Below are 18,233 nucleotides of genomic sequence, written 5' to 3'. Positions count from 1 at the left end.
TTGCATACATGAAGAACCCCTGCTGCAGGCGATGCCCCATGGCAGGGCAACACCCTGAGCGCGCTGGACATCAATACAGATGGGATGAACCATCAGTTCTGGACACAGACTGGCTATGACCGCCAATCACATGTGTGGCATTCATTTTGCTCATTTCGTCGCTGTGCCACGAAATCAATCGTGCGACTCAGTCGCGGGTAATGCATTGCCGGAGAGGCCAGGAATGAAAAGAACTGCACTGCTGCTCATGGTTACGCTTCTTCTGCTGCCCGGATTGAGCGAGGCACGCTGTCGAACGGTCGGTGAAAGTGCCAGCCTCGGCACGGAATACGGCACGTTTCCGCTCTATCCCGCAAAACGCCTCATAGAGGCCGGCGAGCAGCGTGACAATGCCCCGCTGCAATGGATGGGGTACGGGATCGGGCTGCCACTCTTTGTGGTGGCGATGCCGTTCGCCATGGTGGGAGCGGGAGTGGGTGCCGCACTACATCCCTGGACCAAATGCAAGCAGCATGAAGATGATTGGCTTGACCTGAAGTAATCCGATCAGTATGGAGAATCTACAGCTGCGCGGCCAGAATCACACAAGCGTGGCGCCATGCCATCACGATCCGCTGAAGGATCTTCAGATCGAGCTTTTGTCTCCGAATGGAAAAACGGACTACCTATCGTAGACCTGCTGAAACCACTGCTCGGTTGAGTCCCCTGACAGACCAGCATCATAACCTTCACGCACGATCAAGCCCTTGCCGTAACAACGTGTCTCTGCGCTGAGTCTTACTCAACGACTCCATGACGAGGAAATGGACAGAGTGTCTGGAATGAGCGGTTCAGCGGCGCTGACCCCATGAAGCTTCCTTGCGGGAGGACCGGTCGCCCGAGGACGGTTCGCCAAGAAGGGTACCTGGTACAGCATTATCGTGAGGGGGATGAATGACCAACACTTACTCTCTTTCCTCTAAGAGGGTTTGGTCACTCCTCAGTGCACATCCATCCTGCGACCCCATGGCGAGAACGCTGGCGGCAGCACGTAGCGATAGGCTACTGCCCCCCTGTGGGTCATTTAACCGGAACGGTTGCCATGATCGCAGTAGAGGCCTGGGCTGACCCGGCCGGCATCCCATTTCCAGTACAGGCAAAAGTCCTCGCGGTGCGGCTCATGAAAGATGTCCCGATAACAGGCTTGGCCGTGATAATACACGGCCGCGTTGCCCCTCTTGATGGCATCCACCTCAGCAGCCGTAAACGGACTCTCCCGTGCCACTTCCTTCGCCATCGCCTTCCCGACAAACCATTTGTTCGCCTTCGGGTTGTTCGCCTTCGGGCCAGAAGCAGGATGGGCACACTCCTCGTTGACGAACTGACGCCGCAGAGGATATTCCGTCACCACCAGTTTTGAGAATGAGCCGTTGTCATGCGCAGGCGTTCGTCCGATATTCTCAAAGTGTTCCTGAACACGAGGCACAGCCCCTTCCTCGATTGTCATGATGCTCTTGGGCCGCACATCGATATAGGCGCGCAGTGATCGTTTCGCCGCTTCTTGCGCCATATAACTTTCCCAGCCGGGATACCCGGTCACGAACACTGCAATAATCGCCGCAATAATCACGATCCCAAACATCGCGAGTTTCAGCCGAAACTGCTGCTCCGCACCATTGGGTTCACCTGGCGAGGAATCAGGGGAGGGATCGTGACGATTCGCTGTCTGGGCAAATCCGGTTTGATCGTGAGGAGAAGATCCCGACTGACGCGGGGCGTTGGTTGGCTCTGCTTCGTCGTGACTCGCCATACCGTACTACCAATCTTTGGTCCGTACCAGGAAGTCGATCGAAAAACCTGCCCGAGGAAGCGCTCCCCACTATAGGGAAATACAGGTCGTAAGACAACCAGCTTCTAGCCTGTCTCGACGGATGCTGCTGCAGATTCATACGATGCGATGAAAAAAGGGCGGACCACGAAGGATTGAACCTACCGCAAGGGCCATTGAACAGGTGCCATGTCAGGACAAGCCTGGGATGGAACCGGCGAGTGGAATCGAACCATCAACCTGCGGTTCATGAATCAGGATAGGACACTGTTTACGATGGGCGGTGTTTCAAATGGTTTCTCCGTGTAGCTGCCACAACCATGACATGCGCGGTTTCCATGGAATCGATTGATTCGAGTGGATTGATGGATTCACAAAATATTTCGCACACATTTTGCATCATACGCCTGCAGCACGAGCTCAACCATTTGCACTGTAACAGCGGCCACGGAATTTCTTTCTCACGGAAAGGCAGTAGCCTGCGTCGCGTCACTCTCGGATATTCTTGCACGGACAGTCTCTCGGTTCCTCTACGTATGTTCAGGAACAGAAGAACCAGTCTGATACACGGCTGGTTGGGCGCGTCGATGTCGGAGAGGATTGCCGACCCGGGCCTGACAACATTCCATCACGATAATCTATCGGCCGATTGACCCTGCCAGAGACCATTGAGGAGGAGATAGTGCGAGATTTTTCACTCAACGTCATCACTCCCGCCATCCCGCTCGTCAGCGTCATCATCCCTACTCGCAACCGTGCGCAGCTGTTGCGAGAGGCGTTGACCTCGGTCTTTGCACAGGAGGGACGAGGCAACCTGTTTGAACTGGAAGTGATTGTGATCGATGATGCCTCCTCGGATGAAACCGGTGCCATCGTGCGCCAATTTCCACTGGTGCGATATCTGCGATTGGAGACGAATCGAGGCCCGGCGGCGGCACGGAATGCCGGAATTAAATTCAGTAAAGGAGGGTATGTCGCCTTTTTAGATGATGATGACCTCTGGCTTCCCAACCGCCTTATGGCCGAGGTACCTATTTTAGAAACACAGAGCGACATTGGGGTCATCTATGGTCACGGCCTCGTGAAGGACATCCGCGGCAATATTGTCCTTTGGCCTCCATCTGGTCCCTCAGGTCGAGTGTTTGAGGAGTTCTTAACTCGAACCGACGATTTCATCAATATTGACACACTCCTTGTAAGGCGAGAGGTGATTGATCGAGCCGGATATTTTGATGAAACGGTCGAGACAATGGAACACTACGAATTTGCCTTGCGTCTCGCCTATCACTGCCAGTGGCATTTCGTGAATGATCCTGTCGCCCGTGGGAGAGAATCTAAACAAGGAAAACATCACCAAGATATTATCAGTGGCTCGAATGAGCACGCACTCCGAATCATTATTGAGAAGACGTTACGGCTGCTTCCAGACTCACCCGATGCCGACTTGATGAGGCGCCGTGCCAGAATCGCCGTCTGTGCAACCATTGCGGGACAACGGTGGTGGCGTGGAGGGGGGGTCGAATCCGTTCGAACGTTCCTCCTTTCGGAGTTACAAGCTAACCCCTGGTTGGGAGAGGCGCCGGCCATTTGGCAACATATACGAAAAACCGTGCGGGTGCTCGCCGTTTCATCGCACCGCCCCTTGGAGGCCGTGCGCAGATTTTGGGAAGATGTGGTCAAGGCCCTGGGAACAGAATCGCGGGGACCGCGGTATGGCTGGGAAAATTTCTTGGCGGAGGCGGCCGAAGCGATACGTGAAGATGGGAGCTCACCGTTCCAGGCGGGTGCGCTTGCATTGCGCGGCCTGATCCAGAATCCTGCACGATGCACTCGAAGGTTGCTGCTCGTTATTGCCAATATGATTGCACTCGGGTTCACCCGCCCACCGAGGCTCTTGTTGGAAGCCTGCGGAATTATGAAACCGGAGGCACGATGGTCGGCCCTTCTCGCACAACTTGCAGCCTCCCCGAATGTCTTCTTCGTCGAGGTCGGCGCAAATGACGGGTTCGCGTTCGATCCTATCTACGAATCGGTCGTCAAACATGGGTGGCACGGACTTCTAATAGAGCCGCTTCCTGACCTGTTTGCGCAACTTCGCGAGACATATGAAGGCCGAGAGGGCATGCTGTTTGAGAACGTGGCCGTCGCCGACTATACCGGACAAAAAACAATGATTCGGGTGGACCCTGAAGCAGTGGAGTTGGGACGCGTACCGTACTGGGCAAAGGGCATTGGGTCGTTCTTTCACGACCGAAATGCTCTGGGTGGGCAACGAATTTCCGACGCGGAGTTTGCGACGATTCGACCACATATTATCTCTGAACCGGTCCGATGTGACACGCTCGAAAATTTGTTTCAAAAACACAGGATTCACAAGGTTGATCTGCTTCAAATCGATGTAGAAAGTTATGATTATCAGGTCTTGAAACAGTTTGACTTCTCGCGCCTCCGACCCCGTGTGATCCGCATGGAATGGGACAACCTTCCCGAAGATGAAAAACAAATGACCGTCGCTCTGTTGAAGCAATGGGGCTATCGAACGAGTCCGCTCGAATTCGATTTGATTGCATGGCACTCGGACTGAAGCAAGGGCAAGCGTGACTACCACTAGAACCGTCTCGCGCTCCACATCAAACAGTCCGAAGTTCTGGGATGTACGGACGTCGGCGGTGATGCCCCAGCGGCAATCTCGCGAATCCGCATCCGTAGCGCCACATCCTCCAGGCAGCGACCGCGATACCGCAGCGTGTCCCGAACTACTTTGAGGAGTCGACAGAACCGTCGCCGACTGAGCCAACGCGTTCGGCCATCCACCGGGCCGCGATTCGTTTCACCTTAGGTACGACCAATTTTTTGCGGTGATGGCCTTCGGCCTGTGGATGTCCAGCGCTTGCTCCGTCACCATCTGCGCCAATCGCCGCTTTTCGGCTTCCAGCTAGCGCAGCTTCTTCACATCGCTGACTTCAAACCCCGCATACTTGTCCCGCCACGCCTAAAAAGGTGGGCTCCTTGAGGATAGCGATAATCTGTTCCTCCGTCTGCCGTTTTCCAGCCATGGCCCCTCCTGTGGGCCTCATCTCAGCACGGTCGGACTTCCTAGCCAATGATTTACGTTTCGGAGGGTAGGTCAGGCCGTGCTTCGTCCTGTGGTGTGGTGCCTAAAACCGCCGGAAACGGTCTCGACGGTTACACTTTTGGTTACACTGCACGCCTCGCCTTTTGCGGGGCATGCAACCTATTGGGGTCGGGTCCGCACGCGGATTCGAGAGCGGTCTACGATGATGAGAGACGTGGTGAGTTCAGCTTCGGTGACCTCACTGAGCAATCGCCCCAAAGCCTGTTCGGTTTCTTCGATCGTTGTTGGCCACACCCGAAGGCGCACAATGCCATGGTGGTGCTGCGCTGGGAAGGAACGGCCATCAGCGAAATCTTCATCGAAGGTTACAACGACAGCGCTCTGTTGTTGCGCCCAGGCGAAGACCTCTTCGTCAGCCTTCCCCGACAATCCCACATCATCAGTGTGGAAGACGGCCCAGGTCGGCTTCAACAGCTTCAGCCATGACACGACGGCTCGAGGAACATTTTGGTCGAGAAGGATGGTCAAGCGGTCAGGCACGCGGAATGACTTTCTCTTCGTCAATCACCTGGCTGGCATACTCAAGCGCGGCAGTGACATCGTTGTTGGTCAGTTCGGGGTACGCGTCAATGATCCCGGCCATGGTATAGCCACCGGCCACCATGCCGAGAATGTTTTTCACCATAATGCGGGTGCCCCGAACTGTAGGCTTTCCGCTGCAGATGTTTGGATCGACAACGATACGATCATCCATGACCAGTTCCTCACTAACTAACCGGTTAGTCAGCCTAAGGCTAGGAGGTTCCAGATGTCCTGTCAAGATAAGCCGCTCGATTCAAACAGCAGCAACCAAAAGCCGGACGCCCGTGCGCGGGGTGGCGCAAGCCACCTGCGCAGGGGAGCCGCGCCAGCGGCCTCTCCTAAACTTGACAGGAGGACATTTCTCGGCGACCACACATGGCCTCACATCACACTACCTCCCGCAGGGAATGTCTGGTCCATCACGATTCATGATTTCGGAAAACAATGGGTCGAACTGTCTTGGGGACGGTTAGACCCGATTCAAGGCAAGAGAGGAGAAAAAGGCGCATCGCGGAATAGAACGATGAACGAGGCGCGAGCACGAAGTCGTGCCAAAGGCACTATTCGCAAGAAATGCCTGACCATTGGAGCCGACCATCTCGTGACCTTGACCTATCGAGCAAATGTGCAGGATCGGGAGCATGTCTTACACGACCTGGCACGGTTACGGCGTGCGCTCTCGCGGTCAGGCTGTTCCATGCCCTATGTGGCGGTGCTGGAACGCCAACAACGTGGGGCGCTGCATCCTCATCTCGCCGTGAAAGGTTTTCAGGATGTGCGGCTGTTGCGACGGTGCTGGTACAAGATCGTGGGAAATGGGCAGGGGCAAGTGAATGTGAGAGGCCCCCGACCAGGAAGCTCACCCGTGAAGCTCGCTCGCTACCTCTCAAAATACATCAGCAAGGATTTCAACAATATGCCTCGTGAGTTTGAAGAGCACCGATACTTCTGCTCTTTAGGCGTCCAGGTGCCAACGGAAAAGCATGAGTTTGTGCTAGATCGAAGGGCAAAGGATGTTGAAAGGAAAATGTATAGCATCATTCGGCAAGAGGCCTTGCGTCGCGTCGGCGTCTGTTGCCATCTTACAGAATGGATAGGTGGATCGGGCACCTACGGCTGGATGTCTGGGTTTGAAGATAGCTCGATACGATGGGTTACGGGAAAGCCTGAACCGGCGCCGATTACTCCGCGCTCGTGACTCACTGCGCCGGCGCTTGTCGAAGCGCGGGCGCTCTCAGTGGGGAAGAGGGGGTGTCGAAGACTCCCCCAGAACGGTCTGAAAAGCGCATATGTGAGGGTTACAAGTTCCAAGGGAAGAATTCGACGTCGTCTTGCCTCCACGAAGCGGGCAAAGAGGGGCACTGGCTTGAGGCCTTCTCGCTGTTCTCACCGGCTGCAGACGACCCAAAGCAGAAGTCCACGACCGCCGCTACCCGAGGGGGGATTACGCTGATCCGCATAGGACCGTGTGCTAAGTGGGCCAACAGTCACAACTCATTGAAACAACACTGGGCACGGTGTATTCTTCACGAACTGTAGCGGCGTGTTCGGATCGTAAAAAGCCAAGCTGCGCTTCGCATTTTGCGCCCGGTACCCTTGTCGTCAGACAATTCAGGAGTAGTTCAGTGGCATACAGTATCGGGGCAAAACCAATGCAGAAGTGGGATGCACGTTTCTGTGAGTTGGCCAGATATATTTCAAGTTGGTCAAAAGATCCAAACGCAAAAGTTGGGGCGGTGGTCTTTTCCAAGAAAGGTGGAAATATTTCTATTGGCTATAACGGTTTCCCGATGGGCGTAGAAGATTCCGCAGAACGGCTGACTGATAAAGATACCAAACTCGAGTTAGTTGTACATGCCGAAGTAAATGCTCTAATTGCAGCTGGGGCTCGCGCTGAGGGCTCAATACTCTATGTTTGGGGAAAGCCAGTTTGCGCAAGGTGTGCAGGACCGATTATTCAAGCTGGGATTAAAAGAGTTGTTGCATTGGCCCCTGGCCATACTGACTCACCATGGGATAAGAGTGGCAAAACAGCACATCAAATGTTTCTTGAGGCAGGGATCATTATCGACTTCTATACAGTCACTGATTCTGGAGAAAATAATGCCTAACCTCTGGGGCAACCGAACCGTCCGCAAGTTGCTCGTGCAGGTTCCCTCCGCGGTTCTCGCTCCTCCGGCGACCGGGTTACCTTAAACGTTAGGTGTCATGGAACACTTTGCCATTTCCAGCACGGAGTCGGGCCTTCACATAGAAGGCTTTCCAGATGCTGTGAAGGTTATAACGATCAACGGTCCAGAAGCCAAGCGGGTAGCAGACCTATCTCTCCACAAGGAAGACCTCGAATTCGCTGATGCTTGCCTTGATGCAATCAACCAAATGCCAGAGAACCCTGTTGTAGCCCGTGAAGCTCTTTGGCGTTCGGCCATTGTCCACTTCATGAAGTGTTTCGGCTCAAGTGCTAGGTTGCAGCTTTCTGCGCCGAAAATCTACAAAGGGGAGCCGCCAGAAGCTCTAATGGCATTCGAGTACTTCAAAGACCTTCGGAACAGGCATTTTATCCATGACGAAAACTCCTATGCGCAGAGTATCTCAGGCGCGATTCTAAACAATGGAAAGAAGAGCTACAAGATTGAGAAGATTGTTTGCTTTGCCGCCTTTGGTGCAACGCTGGAACAAGGAAATTACGGCAATCTCAAACTTCTTATAGGAAAGGCAAGCGCGTGGGTTGTCACTGAATTTGATTCCCTTTGCGAACACCTCACCGGAACCTTAGAGCAAGAAAGCTACGAAGATCTTCTTGCAAGAAATGCAATCACTTATCGTGTGCCAACTGTTGATGAAATCTCTCGCGCCCGAAAAGCACCCTAACATGCCGGTCGAGAGGGGTGGCCTGCAAGCTGCGCTTGCAGGTTCCCTCCGCGCTTCGCGCTCTGGCCACCCTGACCCTCCACGGCGGTACGGCTTCGTCGTCGAACTTCCGCTCTTGGCCGATGGCAGTCCTCGAACCTGAGCCGAAATGCACGATCGACCGCTACCAGAAGTGGGGCTTACACCGATCGGCATAAGAACCCGTGATGCATGATCCCACCGTCGCAACCCGTTGAAACAACACCGGGCATGGCGTATTCTTCACAAACTGTTGTGGCGTGTTATGCGGACAGAAATGCAGATCCGTTTCTTATGCGGATCCGCCTAAACATAGTTAGGCATCAGAACCCCGCCACGAGGCGCTAAGCAGGATGGAGATTCATGGCGAGATGCACAGCCCCAGTTTATGGTCACCGCACTCCAAGCGCTGCGGCAAATTGCCCTGCGTGCAGCCGCTATGGTGGCTATCGCAGCAGCTACAGCTACAGTAGTGGATACAGTTCGTCCTATCCGTCTGGCGGAGGCAAGTCCAGCGGAAGCGGCAGTTTAAGGCCGCGCTGGTCGCGTGTTGGCTCGACCGTCTCGTACACGCCTGCTCAAATGGCGTCACTCACACCGGTCCGTGAGGCTGTTGAGACTCAAACGGCGGCGAAGCCAGATTTGCGTGATTGCTTCCTCTGCCACGCCTGGGATGACCGGCAAGGAGCCGCCAAACAACTCAACGACCTGCTTGAGGCGGCTGGTGTCAAGGTTTGGTTCAGTGAGAAGGACCTTGGCCTTGGCGTGCCGATGATGCGCGCTATCGACAAGGGCTTGGCGGCCTCGAAAATAGGACTCGTTCTAGTGACCCCTGCGCTGCTCGCACGGCTCCCTAAAGAGGGTGTTGCCGACAAGGAGCTGTCGGCCCTTTTGCAGGGTAACCGGCTGGTGCCTATCGTGCACGGTACGACCTACGCAGCACTCCGCGATGTCAGCCCCATGCTCGCTTCGCGAAGCGGTCTGGACACATCGGAAGACACAATGACGGTTATCGCAACGAAGATTGCCGAGCTGGTCGCCATCTGGAGCTGACCGTGTCAATCGAGGAGCGACCCATCGCCTGCACCTTGAGCGCGTTCTCTGCCCATTTCTGACCTCCCGAACTGATGCCTAACCCCTCGCTCAAGCTGACCCGCTACGGCCGCCGTCGCTTGGCCGCTCCGGGTCGCTTTGGCAATCTGCCTTCCACGGCTAACCACCGTCTGCATTCGCGGTTAGCTTAGCTCGAACGGTATGCTTCACAAGTAGCGACGAGTCCCATTGCTCAAAATGTTTCGAGATTCAGATGGCAAACTTCAACATTCGAATCGGCGCTAGACAGGAGACGGAGACACTGTTTTCCTATCCCAATGACGGCCACGAGCAGGACACCCTTGAGGCCACGGTGACTCACTACATGCAGGACAGCCTCCGACGTGAGGCGGTCGGGATCAGCAACGTCTCCGCATCAACCTCTCCAGCGGGATTTGTAGTTGCCTTTGAACATCCGGATAACGAGGTAGGCAAGCGAACAGTTAGCCGCTATGAAAAGTTCTTTTCGCTAGGGCTAAGAGGATTCGCCCAAAGTAAGGATTTCCAACAGACCGGGAAATGGAGCGACAAATGGAAGTTTCTGCTTCCGCTTGGGCTTCCATTGGAGTTCGGGGCTGCCGTGGAAATCATGGATTTTCCGCCAGTCTCACTGATTAAGAAGCAGGACTATCTCAACTCTAAGACCACGAACCGTTGGTGGGAGTTGCTACAGCTGAACGGGGTTCTACAGCAAGACCTTGCTCGGTTTTCATGCATTGTTGATATCGTTCCTGTCGCGGCACCAGCAAATGACGGCAAGGCGCTGGACTCCTCAGGAATTTACGAAGGCCCATTCGACGACTATTCGCTTGGATTACTTGAGCTTTTCTCAGACAAGTCGAACACAAACACTCGCCGACCTTTAATGGCACTTGGTCTGCCAATCCGAAAGTGGATCCAACGCCTATGGGGTCAAGCGCTTGAGATACTTGATGTTGGAACATTGGCGCTGCCATCCGGGGAATCGGCACCAGTAATCGCCTCCAATCATCCAAGCTTTTTCTTCTATGCAGCGTCAGCTTATAACGGGCAACCAGATGCCGACGCAAAGAACTTTGCGGCCGGCTTGGCCGTCATGAAGCAAGACATAGTTGCTGCGGCTTGGCATGCCGAGCTTGGCTCGAACCCCAGCGTCGATCCATTGATATCGCTTGCGACTAGTAAAGCGAAGTGGGCAAATCGCGAGCCGGAACTGATCGAGCTAGTTCATCGGCAAGCAGGGATTCCGAAACCCATGGTCCCAATGTTAACTATTGAGGCTCTGCGTGAGATGCAACCAACAGCAGAGTCTCTCGCTGAGCTGGAACGGCAATTTCACTATGAACGAGATGCGCGGGCAGAAGACGAGTGATGCCTAAGCTTGCGCGCACCCGCCTCGCTACAGCGGGCTTCGCCAGTTTCCGCGTGCGAGTGAACTCGAACGTTAATGTGACAGGGCTGATGGCCGCTTTATAGGGGCGCGATCTCGGTAATGAACTTCCGATCTTGGCCGTTCTTCGACCATCGGTATCCGACCTTTAGCGGACCTATGCGGCTCAGACGTGATAAGACGTCACCCTACAGACGTTTACCTTCAAACCAGCCGGCGAATGTGTTCGTGCAAAGTCAAAGCCGCCGTGAGCTGCCGAGATACAGCATGCGCCGAAAGATCGAGCAGAGCCTGGCGCGACTTCTCCTTCTGTCGTAATTCACCCACATGTTCGGAGACGAGAACGTCTAGGAATTCCATAAAGGCGCTCGATGTCGAGTCCCTGCACCATTTCCCCATATTACCGTTGGTCCTCATCGCATCGGCAATCCATTGCAGCCCATCCACACGCAGGGGCTTTCCAACCTCGTGGGCAAGAAATCCACAGAACCACGCTAGATTGTCTTCATCACTCGTGAGCCGGTTTTGAGCCCAGATCGGAACCAGGTCCCGTATCATTCCTACAAGTGCAGCGTGACCTGGAACTCGTCCTATATAGCCCAACGCGCCGAATCCCAGAACCTCGCGCTCCAGTCGCTCACCGTAATACCACGGCCCATCCTTGGACCACTCAGAATTCAGGATCATGAACTCGACCATTGGACGCCAGCGTTTCGCGAACTCCTCGACGACAGTAGCTTCCGTTAGCTGCCCGAACCAAGAGGACAGGAAATAACTAATCGCATAGTGCCCCTTAGATCCTAGCTCAAACACCGGATGCCAAAGCGATGGCGTTTCAGAAACTGGACTTTCAACAACTAGGCGCGCCATTTCATCTAGAAGCGCATAGCCAAACTCGTGCATGGGCTGATAGTGGTCATCCTCATCCTTGCCGCTGCCCGATAACCACCATGCCTGATGGGACCAGAATGCCGCTACCAGTTGCCGGTGCGTCTCTAACTCCCGGACCGGAATAATACGATCAGCATGACTGGGAAACAGCCATGTAAACGCGCTCTTGAGAAAGGTCGTATCAAGACTGCCGGAGAGTCGCCGCCCCGGCTCAATGGTGACGGTGCGACCATCGCGCGCGTAGCGTCGGAGCCATCGTCTGACTTCAAGCCGCTCCACCCGCTGCGCAATCGCCAGCGGCGCAATCGAGGACGATGTCGCTACGACGGAGAGGCTGCGCCTCCGAAGCCAGCGATGCCATCTCTGCCAGCGAGCCTTTGTGCCTTCTTCGTCGCCATACCGTGCAACGAGCATCGAGAGGCCTGACCACAACAGCGCCATAAAAAGAAGTCGCCACCAGCGCTGACCCAGCGCATCACGGTTCTGATATGCCGACCAAACCAACACACGCACTGCTGACGAATCCTCGCTCGTAAGCAGTCGCAATAGCCGTTCGTCGCTCTTCTTTCCTGGATCAGTAAGCCAGCGCTCAGCAGCATAGTAAGCAGCAAATTCCAAATGACTCGGTGCCGACTGAATTCGGAGCCGGTGCCCTCCATCACTATCGACAATCTCGTCAATGGCACTATCAATGATCGACTGCGCCCTCCGCTCGGCAGCCGCGTTCTGAGCCAACCAGTCGGAGGTACGCAAGAGAAGCAAGACTGCTGTGGCCACGCGTGGCGCATGCAACATATCTTCATCGAGATCGATCTCTTCGTCGCCGTCGAGAGCCCCCATGAGCGACGCAACGGATTCAGCGCTCTCGTTGGTAAGTGTACCCGTCTGATCGAGAGCGTCGCGGCATTGTTGAGGGAATGCCAGCGCCTCTATGACTCGTGAGCTTTTTTGTTGGAAGGTCGCAATTGCCTCAGCGATGTCCGGCGGACAGGCGAACTCAGAAACTTGCTTCCCGGAGGTAGGGTCAAGCCCAGATGAGTAATTCCTATAATCGAGCTCGGCCACCAGCGCTCGGAATTCCAACGCTTCCTTCTCAGACTTGGGCGAAACCCATTCACGAATCATTGCTGCAACAAAATCGCCAACCTCCCTGTCAGCCATAATTATTTTGGGGACGATCGCTCGCAACGGCTGTCCTCGATACGGAGCCGAAAACCATCTCTTAGCCATCTCGAAGATGAACTCACCCCATCGAGCCCACGCCGTCGCATCAAATCGATATGCATTGGCATTAACACGCCGTGAATCCCACCAATAGAAGTGCTGCACGCCAAGCAACGGCCGCAATGGGCCTTTGAGCAACTCCTTGCGATATTTCCCAACGTTGACAAGAACACCCATTACGGCAACCGAGGTCGTCGCTCGAAGCAAAGCTTCGATGCGCGGGACGATATCTATCCCCGCATCAATGAGGTCACATAGCCATTGCTCCAGCGCCGCGAGCGCGCAATGGAGTTGGCCGTTGGAGTTGGAGTCTTCATCAGACCAGGCAAAGACCCAATGATTGCCTTCATACTCGCGCACTGTACCATCAGACAGACGAATTGAGAGCCTTGATGGATCCGACCCATTTCTCTTGCTGACCGCCTGCACCCATCGATCCGTACTGAAATTGATGAGCTGATGCAGATGACCGAGCGCCGCCTCTGGTTTGATGCGGAGAAACGCGTAAAACGGACTCTTCCACGGGGCCGTCGGATAGCCTTCAGAATCAAACTCGATGCCAAGTTCCCAACCAATTCGTTGGTGAGAGCCATATTCTTCCTCGGGTTCACTTTCAATAATGCACCCAAGAAGCACTTCGCCCGCGACCTCGGCATCAGCACGCATAAGCGCCTGAAATTCCGCCGATCGCAGCACGGTTTCACGAAACGGCCCCACAATGCGACCCGTAGGCCCGAGGGGCCAGGGTGGGAGTCTTCTACTGGAACCTATTAATCCCGATGACTCCCTGAGTTGTTGATGGCGTTTGCGATATTCAGAGTCAGATGCGAGTCGCTGCTTGTGTTTCGCTGCCTGCGCTGCGTGGTATGCTGTAACCTGTTCAACGATAGCCGCTCGGTACGGACGGCGTTGAGCCATCTCAAGTGCCCATTCCGATACGTCGGCGGTCAAGTCTGGAGCGCCCGCGAAAACCGCCTGATAGATGAGCTTCTCCCCTTGGGAAAAACCAAGATACATTACGCCTTTTGCGTGCTCGACCTGCATCTCTCCCGCCATTGCTAGTGCTAACTCGGAAAATTCTTCTCGAAAGGGTACCCTCCCGCCGCCAGGCAATCCTGGGGGTGTGCTTGTAAGCCACAGCCTACACACACTCCCGACTGCAGAAGATGTCAGTTTCACAATCCGGTCACTATGCTTATGGAGGAAGCGCGCAATCGCGGGCCATCGGCCAAAGATTGGAGTTCGGAAATGGGTCTCGGTGTAGAGACTCAGGTCCGCGAAGGGACCTTGAACATCGGGGCTTGGACCAGGAGCCGAACCGACATGCTCGAACCGCTTGAGCAAACGCAATAGCCGTCGTCCGCCATCCGCAAGCAGGAGCTCCGCCCTCTGCTCCATGAACACGTCGGCGCTAGGATCGAGGAACAGTGCATCGAGGAGTACATCCTCGGCGAGCCGCGTCGTATCCCTATTCTGCTCTGCCCATTCAAACGCCATGTCCCAGGCACTGCGAGTTTCGACCTGACGCCTCAAGAGAAGCTGGCCTAGCATGCGAAGCGCGCCGTGCCAGAACGGATTGCTCGCATACCCAGCCCACTGGGCCGTATTGTCCACAATCTCTTTCAGTCTCTGGAACCGCGCCCAATCCGCAGCGAGATCGTGCTGAAACTGAATCCGACCGGTTGCTCCATCTTTCCGCAAAGGGCAGGTGACAGAGAGGTCGTCAAGAACGGCGGCGTCGCCGCTCTCTAATTCGCTGATCGCAAAGCTGTGTTCGAAACGGGCTTCACGTTCAGCAAGCCTCACGAGCAGCCGGTGGACACTCGACTTGCCTTCAGTCCAGTGAGTCCAGAGGCGGTCAGCAATTACCAGGAGCGTGAGTGTATGGTTGCCGTTCTGTGCATGGAATTGGGATGCAGCTTGAATGACCCATGCCAGTGAGCGTAAGTTTCTGAGCGTTGATACTGCATCACTATGCGTCCCCAACCATCCCAGATCAGCAACTGAACGCAACACCTCTTTGACGGTCTCATCCCGTAACCCTTCGACTTCGAAGTTTGACGGCGATGCCGTACCTGCCAACTCTTGAAGTGTTCCACGGACCCAGGCTTCCATTTGGCCGACGATCAATACATGCCATCCGATCGACGCCTCCGACGCGTTGCGCCGTTTCAGTGACTCGATAAGCGCCTTGGCTTTCAAGGTACTGTCGTGACCTACCCGTTCGGCAGCGTCGATGACAAGAAAATTGTCGGCACGAGGACTCGCATCCAGTAAATCGACCAGGGGCTGATTGATACCGAGGCTTGTTCGCGCTGTTTCGTTGAGAGCGAGTTGAAGAGTCTCAGGCCCAAACCATACCTGAGCAGCTTTGGGGAAACGCTCATCCAGCATCGTCTTTACAAGCGCCGACTTGCCGCTGCCGGACTCTCCATAGACGACACACACTCTATCGTTGGTTATTCGTTTTGATAATTCGTCGATCTCATCCTTTCGATCCAGAGAAAGGCCGGATGGCAGCACCGTCTCTATCGTACCCTTATAGTCATCCGTCAGAGCACGAAGTTTCTGCCATGAGGCCTCGTAGTCAGGGTGATCCTTGAGCAGATACTTGCGCCGGAGCTGTCGCCATAGGTCAGCAATGTCCAACGTTCCCGAGCCAAGTCGAATATTCTTGGCCTGTGCAACGAGTTCGATCCACAGCCGATTGCCCTCCATGAGACTGCCGTCAACTAACAGCTTGCGCGACTGCGCAATGGCGGCCTTTTCGTCTTCGGATCCGGCAATTTGGAAGTCGAGTGGTGTCACCTCCATACAGTTGATCATCGCCACGACATCCCTGTCAGTAACCGTAACGCCAGCATCCCTGGCGGGCGCCTTCACACTCTCAAATATTCTCCGATGCTTAGCTGTCGCCGTCATACGGCCAACCGCAAGCGCGATATCCGCGCCGGGCGCGGCGTCTTTCAACTCGCTCCAGGTTGCCATGAACGCGTTGTTTCTACCCCGCGTCACCAACATCAGGCGATCCTTGCCACGCTGCATAGGATTTGGATTAACTTGAGCCCACTGCTTCCAGCAGCGACTCACGAAGTCGGCAGGCAAACGCGAAGCGGTCACTTGCACGTTGCTTTTGCAGGACATCGCAAGGTGCCGCTGATCGCCGGGCGACTCCATTGTCGTCAACAAGATGTCGTCAATGACCCAGCCAAGTGATTCGACTTGCATCTGGAGCCGTGTCCCAATGCCCTCAATGCCAGGGAGCGGCTGACCGGTAAGCACCTTTAGCAGGAGCCAGGCAGCGACCTGATCCTCGAAGTCGAATCCAGGCCCAGCCGTTGATCTCGTTGTGCTCGGTCTCACGGCCTTATTCTTAATCTGCTTCGCGGGCCGCTTCCCTTGCTTAGCGGTCCTTTTTGATGAGTGGGTCATGACGCGACCAGTTTATACCCGTGACTCTCACATGGGAACCCGGAGATTTGCGCGGCGAGCTGGCGTTCGGTTGTGAGGTTACTGTTCTCTTGCTGCCTCGGCTGGAGATTCGAGGCCGAACGTCCGCTTTTGGCCGGTCCGCGTCCGTGACGAAGCACCCTGAAACGGGCTATTGAATTCGATAAACACATGGCGGGAACTCCTTTCTTTATACTACGGGGGCCTGGCTATGCCCCATTCTTCACCGCTACGAAGCATACTTGACACACATATAGCCATACGAAATATGTTCATCTCTATAACGGAGGGCTATAGATGAGTCCAAAGCCGAAAAACACACCACATCGAGTACTACTGTCGTTGCCCACGGATCTCTACAACACCATTTCGCGTGTATCCGCTGCTATGGAAAAGCCACGAGCCGAAATCATCCGGGACTTATTATCTGAACAACAACCGATTCTCGAACACATGGCCACGATGTTGGAGCAAGCGAAAGCAGGCAAACTAGATCAGGCCATGAAGGGCTGGAAGAAAATGACCGGGGAGGCATTGAAAGGTCTGGGCGTGCTCATGACTCCCCCAGATATCAGAAAGGCAAAGCCGAAGGCGTAAGCGGGTGCAGGTCTTCTGTGCAATACAACCATTTCGAAATGAAAGGGGGTGAGGAACATGCCAGAGCAAGTGCTGAAACGACTGTATTCCGTGAGGGAGGCGGCTCGCTACCTGGGGGTCAGCCCTTGGTCGGTTCGCAATCTTCAGAAATTACGGACTTTGCCCTGTGTGCGGCAAGGCCGTCGAGTGCTGTTCGATATTCATGATTTGGAACGGCACATCGAGAACCACAAAACGGAGGTCCATGATGGGCATGATTTATCGCCGCAAGAAACGTGATCCGGCCACGGGCAAGCTAGAGGAACAAGGCCCCTACTGGATGAAGTATTACGTTGAGGGCCGACCGATTCAGGAAAGCACAAAGGTCTTCGAGAAGGAACAAGCCAAGAAGATTCTCAAGGTCAAAGAAGGAGAAGTCGCGGCTGGACTATATCGCGGGCCGAGCATGGACCGGATCAGATTTGAAGACCTGGCGGCATTGGTTCAGCAGGACTACCAGATCAACAGGCGAAAAACGGTTCGACGGATCACAGAGTATCAGAAACACTTGGAACCGTATTTCCGTAAAGCCCGAGTGTCTTCTATGACTACAGAACGGATCAAAGCCTACATCATCAAACGACAGGAGCAAGGGGCGGCGAACGGAACGATCAACCGGGAAATCGGATTTCTCAAGCGGATGTTCCGTTTAGGCTACCAACAGACTCCCCAGCTCGTGGCCCGCGTACCCCACATTCCCCAGCTCAAAGAGCACAACATACGCTCCGGCTTCTTCGAGCATGAGGATTTCCTCGCCCTGCGCGGGGCACTCCCCGACTATGCCCAAGTTCCAGCCACGCTGGCCTACTACAGCGGCATGAGAATGGGAGAAGTGTACTCGCTCCAATGGAAGCAGATTAACTGGACAGAGGGGAAACTCTTTCTGAAGGCCCAGGATACCAAAACGAACACCCCACGGGTTCTCTATTTGACCGGGGACCTCTATCGGGTGTTATTGGCCTGGAAGGCTCGTTGCGACAAGAAATGGCCCTCCTGCGAGTGGATCTGCCATCGAGGCGGCATTCGCCCTGCAGAGCTTCAAGCGCTCCTGGTGGGAGGCCTGTGAAGCCGTAGGATTGGGGCGCATGGTGAAGGATGAGAAAAAGGGACGGCTCGTCTGGGATGGGAAGAGACCTCACGATTTCCGGCGTACAGCGGTGCGAAACATGATTCGGGCCGGAGTGCCGGAAAAGATCGCCATGGCCATCTCTGGCCAC

14 protein-coding genes are annotated in these 18,233 nt (G+C 55.0%); 11 read left to right on the top strand and 3 right to left on the bottom strand.

Going from position 1 to position 18,233, the window contains the following annotated elements; all coding sequences use genetic code 11:
* Positions 1-223: 223 nt before the first annotated feature.
* The gene (locus V9G17_13575) at positions 224-541 is read left to right on the top strand and encodes a hypothetical protein (protein MEI2753627.1); all 318 of its coding nucleotides are present in this window, start codon (positions 224-226) and stop codon (positions 539-541) included.
* Between the two features lie 522 nt (positions 542-1,063).
* Here V9G17_13575 and V9G17_13570 read toward each other — a convergent pair.
* Positions 1,064-1,789, bottom strand: a complete 726-nt coding sequence (locus V9G17_13570) for a hypothetical protein (protein ID MEI2753626.1) — start codon at positions 1,787-1,789, stop codon at positions 1,064-1,066.
* Between the two features lie 700 nt (positions 1,790-2,489).
* On the opposite strand from V9G17_13570, the gene V9G17_13565 reads away from it, so the two are divergent.
* Together V9G17_13565 and V9G17_13560 are read left to right on the top strand one after the other, a co-directional pair.
* Positions 2,490-4,391, top strand: a complete 1,902-nt coding sequence (locus tag V9G17_13565) for an FkbM family methyltransferase (GenBank protein ID MEI2753625.1) — start codon at positions 2,490-2,492, stop codon at positions 4,389-4,391.
* Between the two features lie 567 nt (positions 4,392-4,958).
* Complete coding sequence (locus V9G17_13560; protein ID MEI2753624.1) at positions 4,959-5,369, top strand: hypothetical protein; 411 nt, start codon at positions 4,959-4,961, stop codon at positions 5,367-5,369.
* 46 nt (positions 5,370-5,415) lie between these two features.
* Here the strand turns inward: V9G17_13560 and V9G17_13555 are convergent, their stop codons facing one another.
* Entirely contained in the window at positions 5,416-5,637 is a 222-nt protein-coding gene (locus V9G17_13555; protein ID MEI2753623.1) for a DUF433 domain-containing protein, read from the bottom strand.
* A 351-nt stretch (positions 5,638-5,988) separates the two neighbouring features.
* Between V9G17_13555 and V9G17_13550 the strand changes: the two genes are divergently transcribed.
* The 5 genes from V9G17_13550 (at position 5,989) to V9G17_13530 (ending at position 10,797) form a co-directional block, all read left to right on the top strand.
* Entirely contained in the window at positions 5,989-6,663 is a 675-nt protein-coding gene (locus tag V9G17_13550) for a hypothetical protein (GenBank protein ID MEI2753622.1), read from the top strand.
* Between the two features lie 427 nt (positions 6,664-7,090).
* Positions 7,091-7,576, top strand: a complete 486-nt coding sequence (locus tag V9G17_13545) for a dCMP deaminase family protein (GenBank protein MEI2753621.1) — start codon at positions 7,091-7,093, stop codon at positions 7,574-7,576.
* 97 nt (positions 7,577-7,673) lie between these two features.
* Positions 7,674-8,336 carry a hypothetical protein gene (locus V9G17_13540; GenBank protein MEI2753620.1) on the top strand — a complete coding sequence of 221 codons (663 nt, stop codon included), beginning with the start codon at positions 7,674-7,676 and terminating at the stop codon, positions 8,334-8,336.
* Positions 8,337-8,936: 600 nt separating this feature from the next.
* Positions 8,937-9,407, top strand: a complete 471-nt coding sequence (locus V9G17_13535) for a toll/interleukin-1 receptor domain-containing protein (protein ID MEI2753619.1) — start codon at positions 8,937-8,939, stop codon at positions 9,405-9,407.
* Positions 9,408-9,660: 253 nt separating this feature from the next.
* The gene (locus tag V9G17_13530; protein MEI2753618.1) at positions 9,661-10,797 is read left to right on the top strand and encodes a hypothetical protein; all 1,137 of its coding nucleotides are present in this window, start codon (positions 9,661-9,663) and stop codon (positions 10,795-10,797) included.
* A gap of 222 nt (positions 10,798-11,019) precedes the next feature.
* Here the strand turns inward: V9G17_13530 and V9G17_13525 are convergent, their stop codons facing one another.
* Positions 11,020-13,974 carry a hypothetical protein gene (locus V9G17_13525; GenBank protein ID MEI2753617.1) on the bottom strand — a complete coding sequence of 985 codons (2,955 nt, stop codon included), beginning with the start codon at positions 13,972-13,974 and terminating at the stop codon, positions 11,020-11,022.
* A gap of 2,703 nt (positions 13,975-16,677) precedes the next feature.
* On the opposite strand from V9G17_13525, the gene V9G17_13520 reads away from it, so the two are divergent.
* From V9G17_13520 to V9G17_13510, 3 genes are read left to right on the top strand one after another with little or no spacing between them, the layout of a single operon-like run.
* On the top strand, positions 16,678-16,977 hold the full coding sequence (locus V9G17_13520) for a hypothetical protein (protein MEI2753616.1): 300 nt from the start codon (positions 16,678-16,680) through the stop codon (positions 16,975-16,977).
* 57 nt (positions 16,978-17,034) lie between these two features.
* A complete protein-coding gene (locus V9G17_13515; protein MEI2753615.1) occupies positions 17,035-17,256 on the top strand; it encodes a helix-turn-helix domain-containing protein in 222 nt (73 codons plus the stop codon).
* Complete coding sequence (locus tag V9G17_13510; protein MEI2753614.1) at positions 17,222-18,082, top strand: tyrosine-type recombinase/integrase; 861 nt, start codon at positions 17,222-17,224, stop codon at positions 18,080-18,082. Before V9G17_13515 ends, V9G17_13510 begins: the two co-directional genes overlap by 35 nt.
* The last annotated feature ends 151 nt before the right edge of the window (positions 18,083-18,233 follow it).

It is taken from the genome of Nitrospira sp. (genome assembly GCA_037045225.1).
In the GTDB taxonomy this organism is placed as follows: Bacteria; Nitrospirota; Nitrospiria; order Nitrospirales; family Nitrospiraceae; genus Nitrospira_A.
This window is presented reverse-complemented; position numbering and strand designations above follow the sequence as displayed.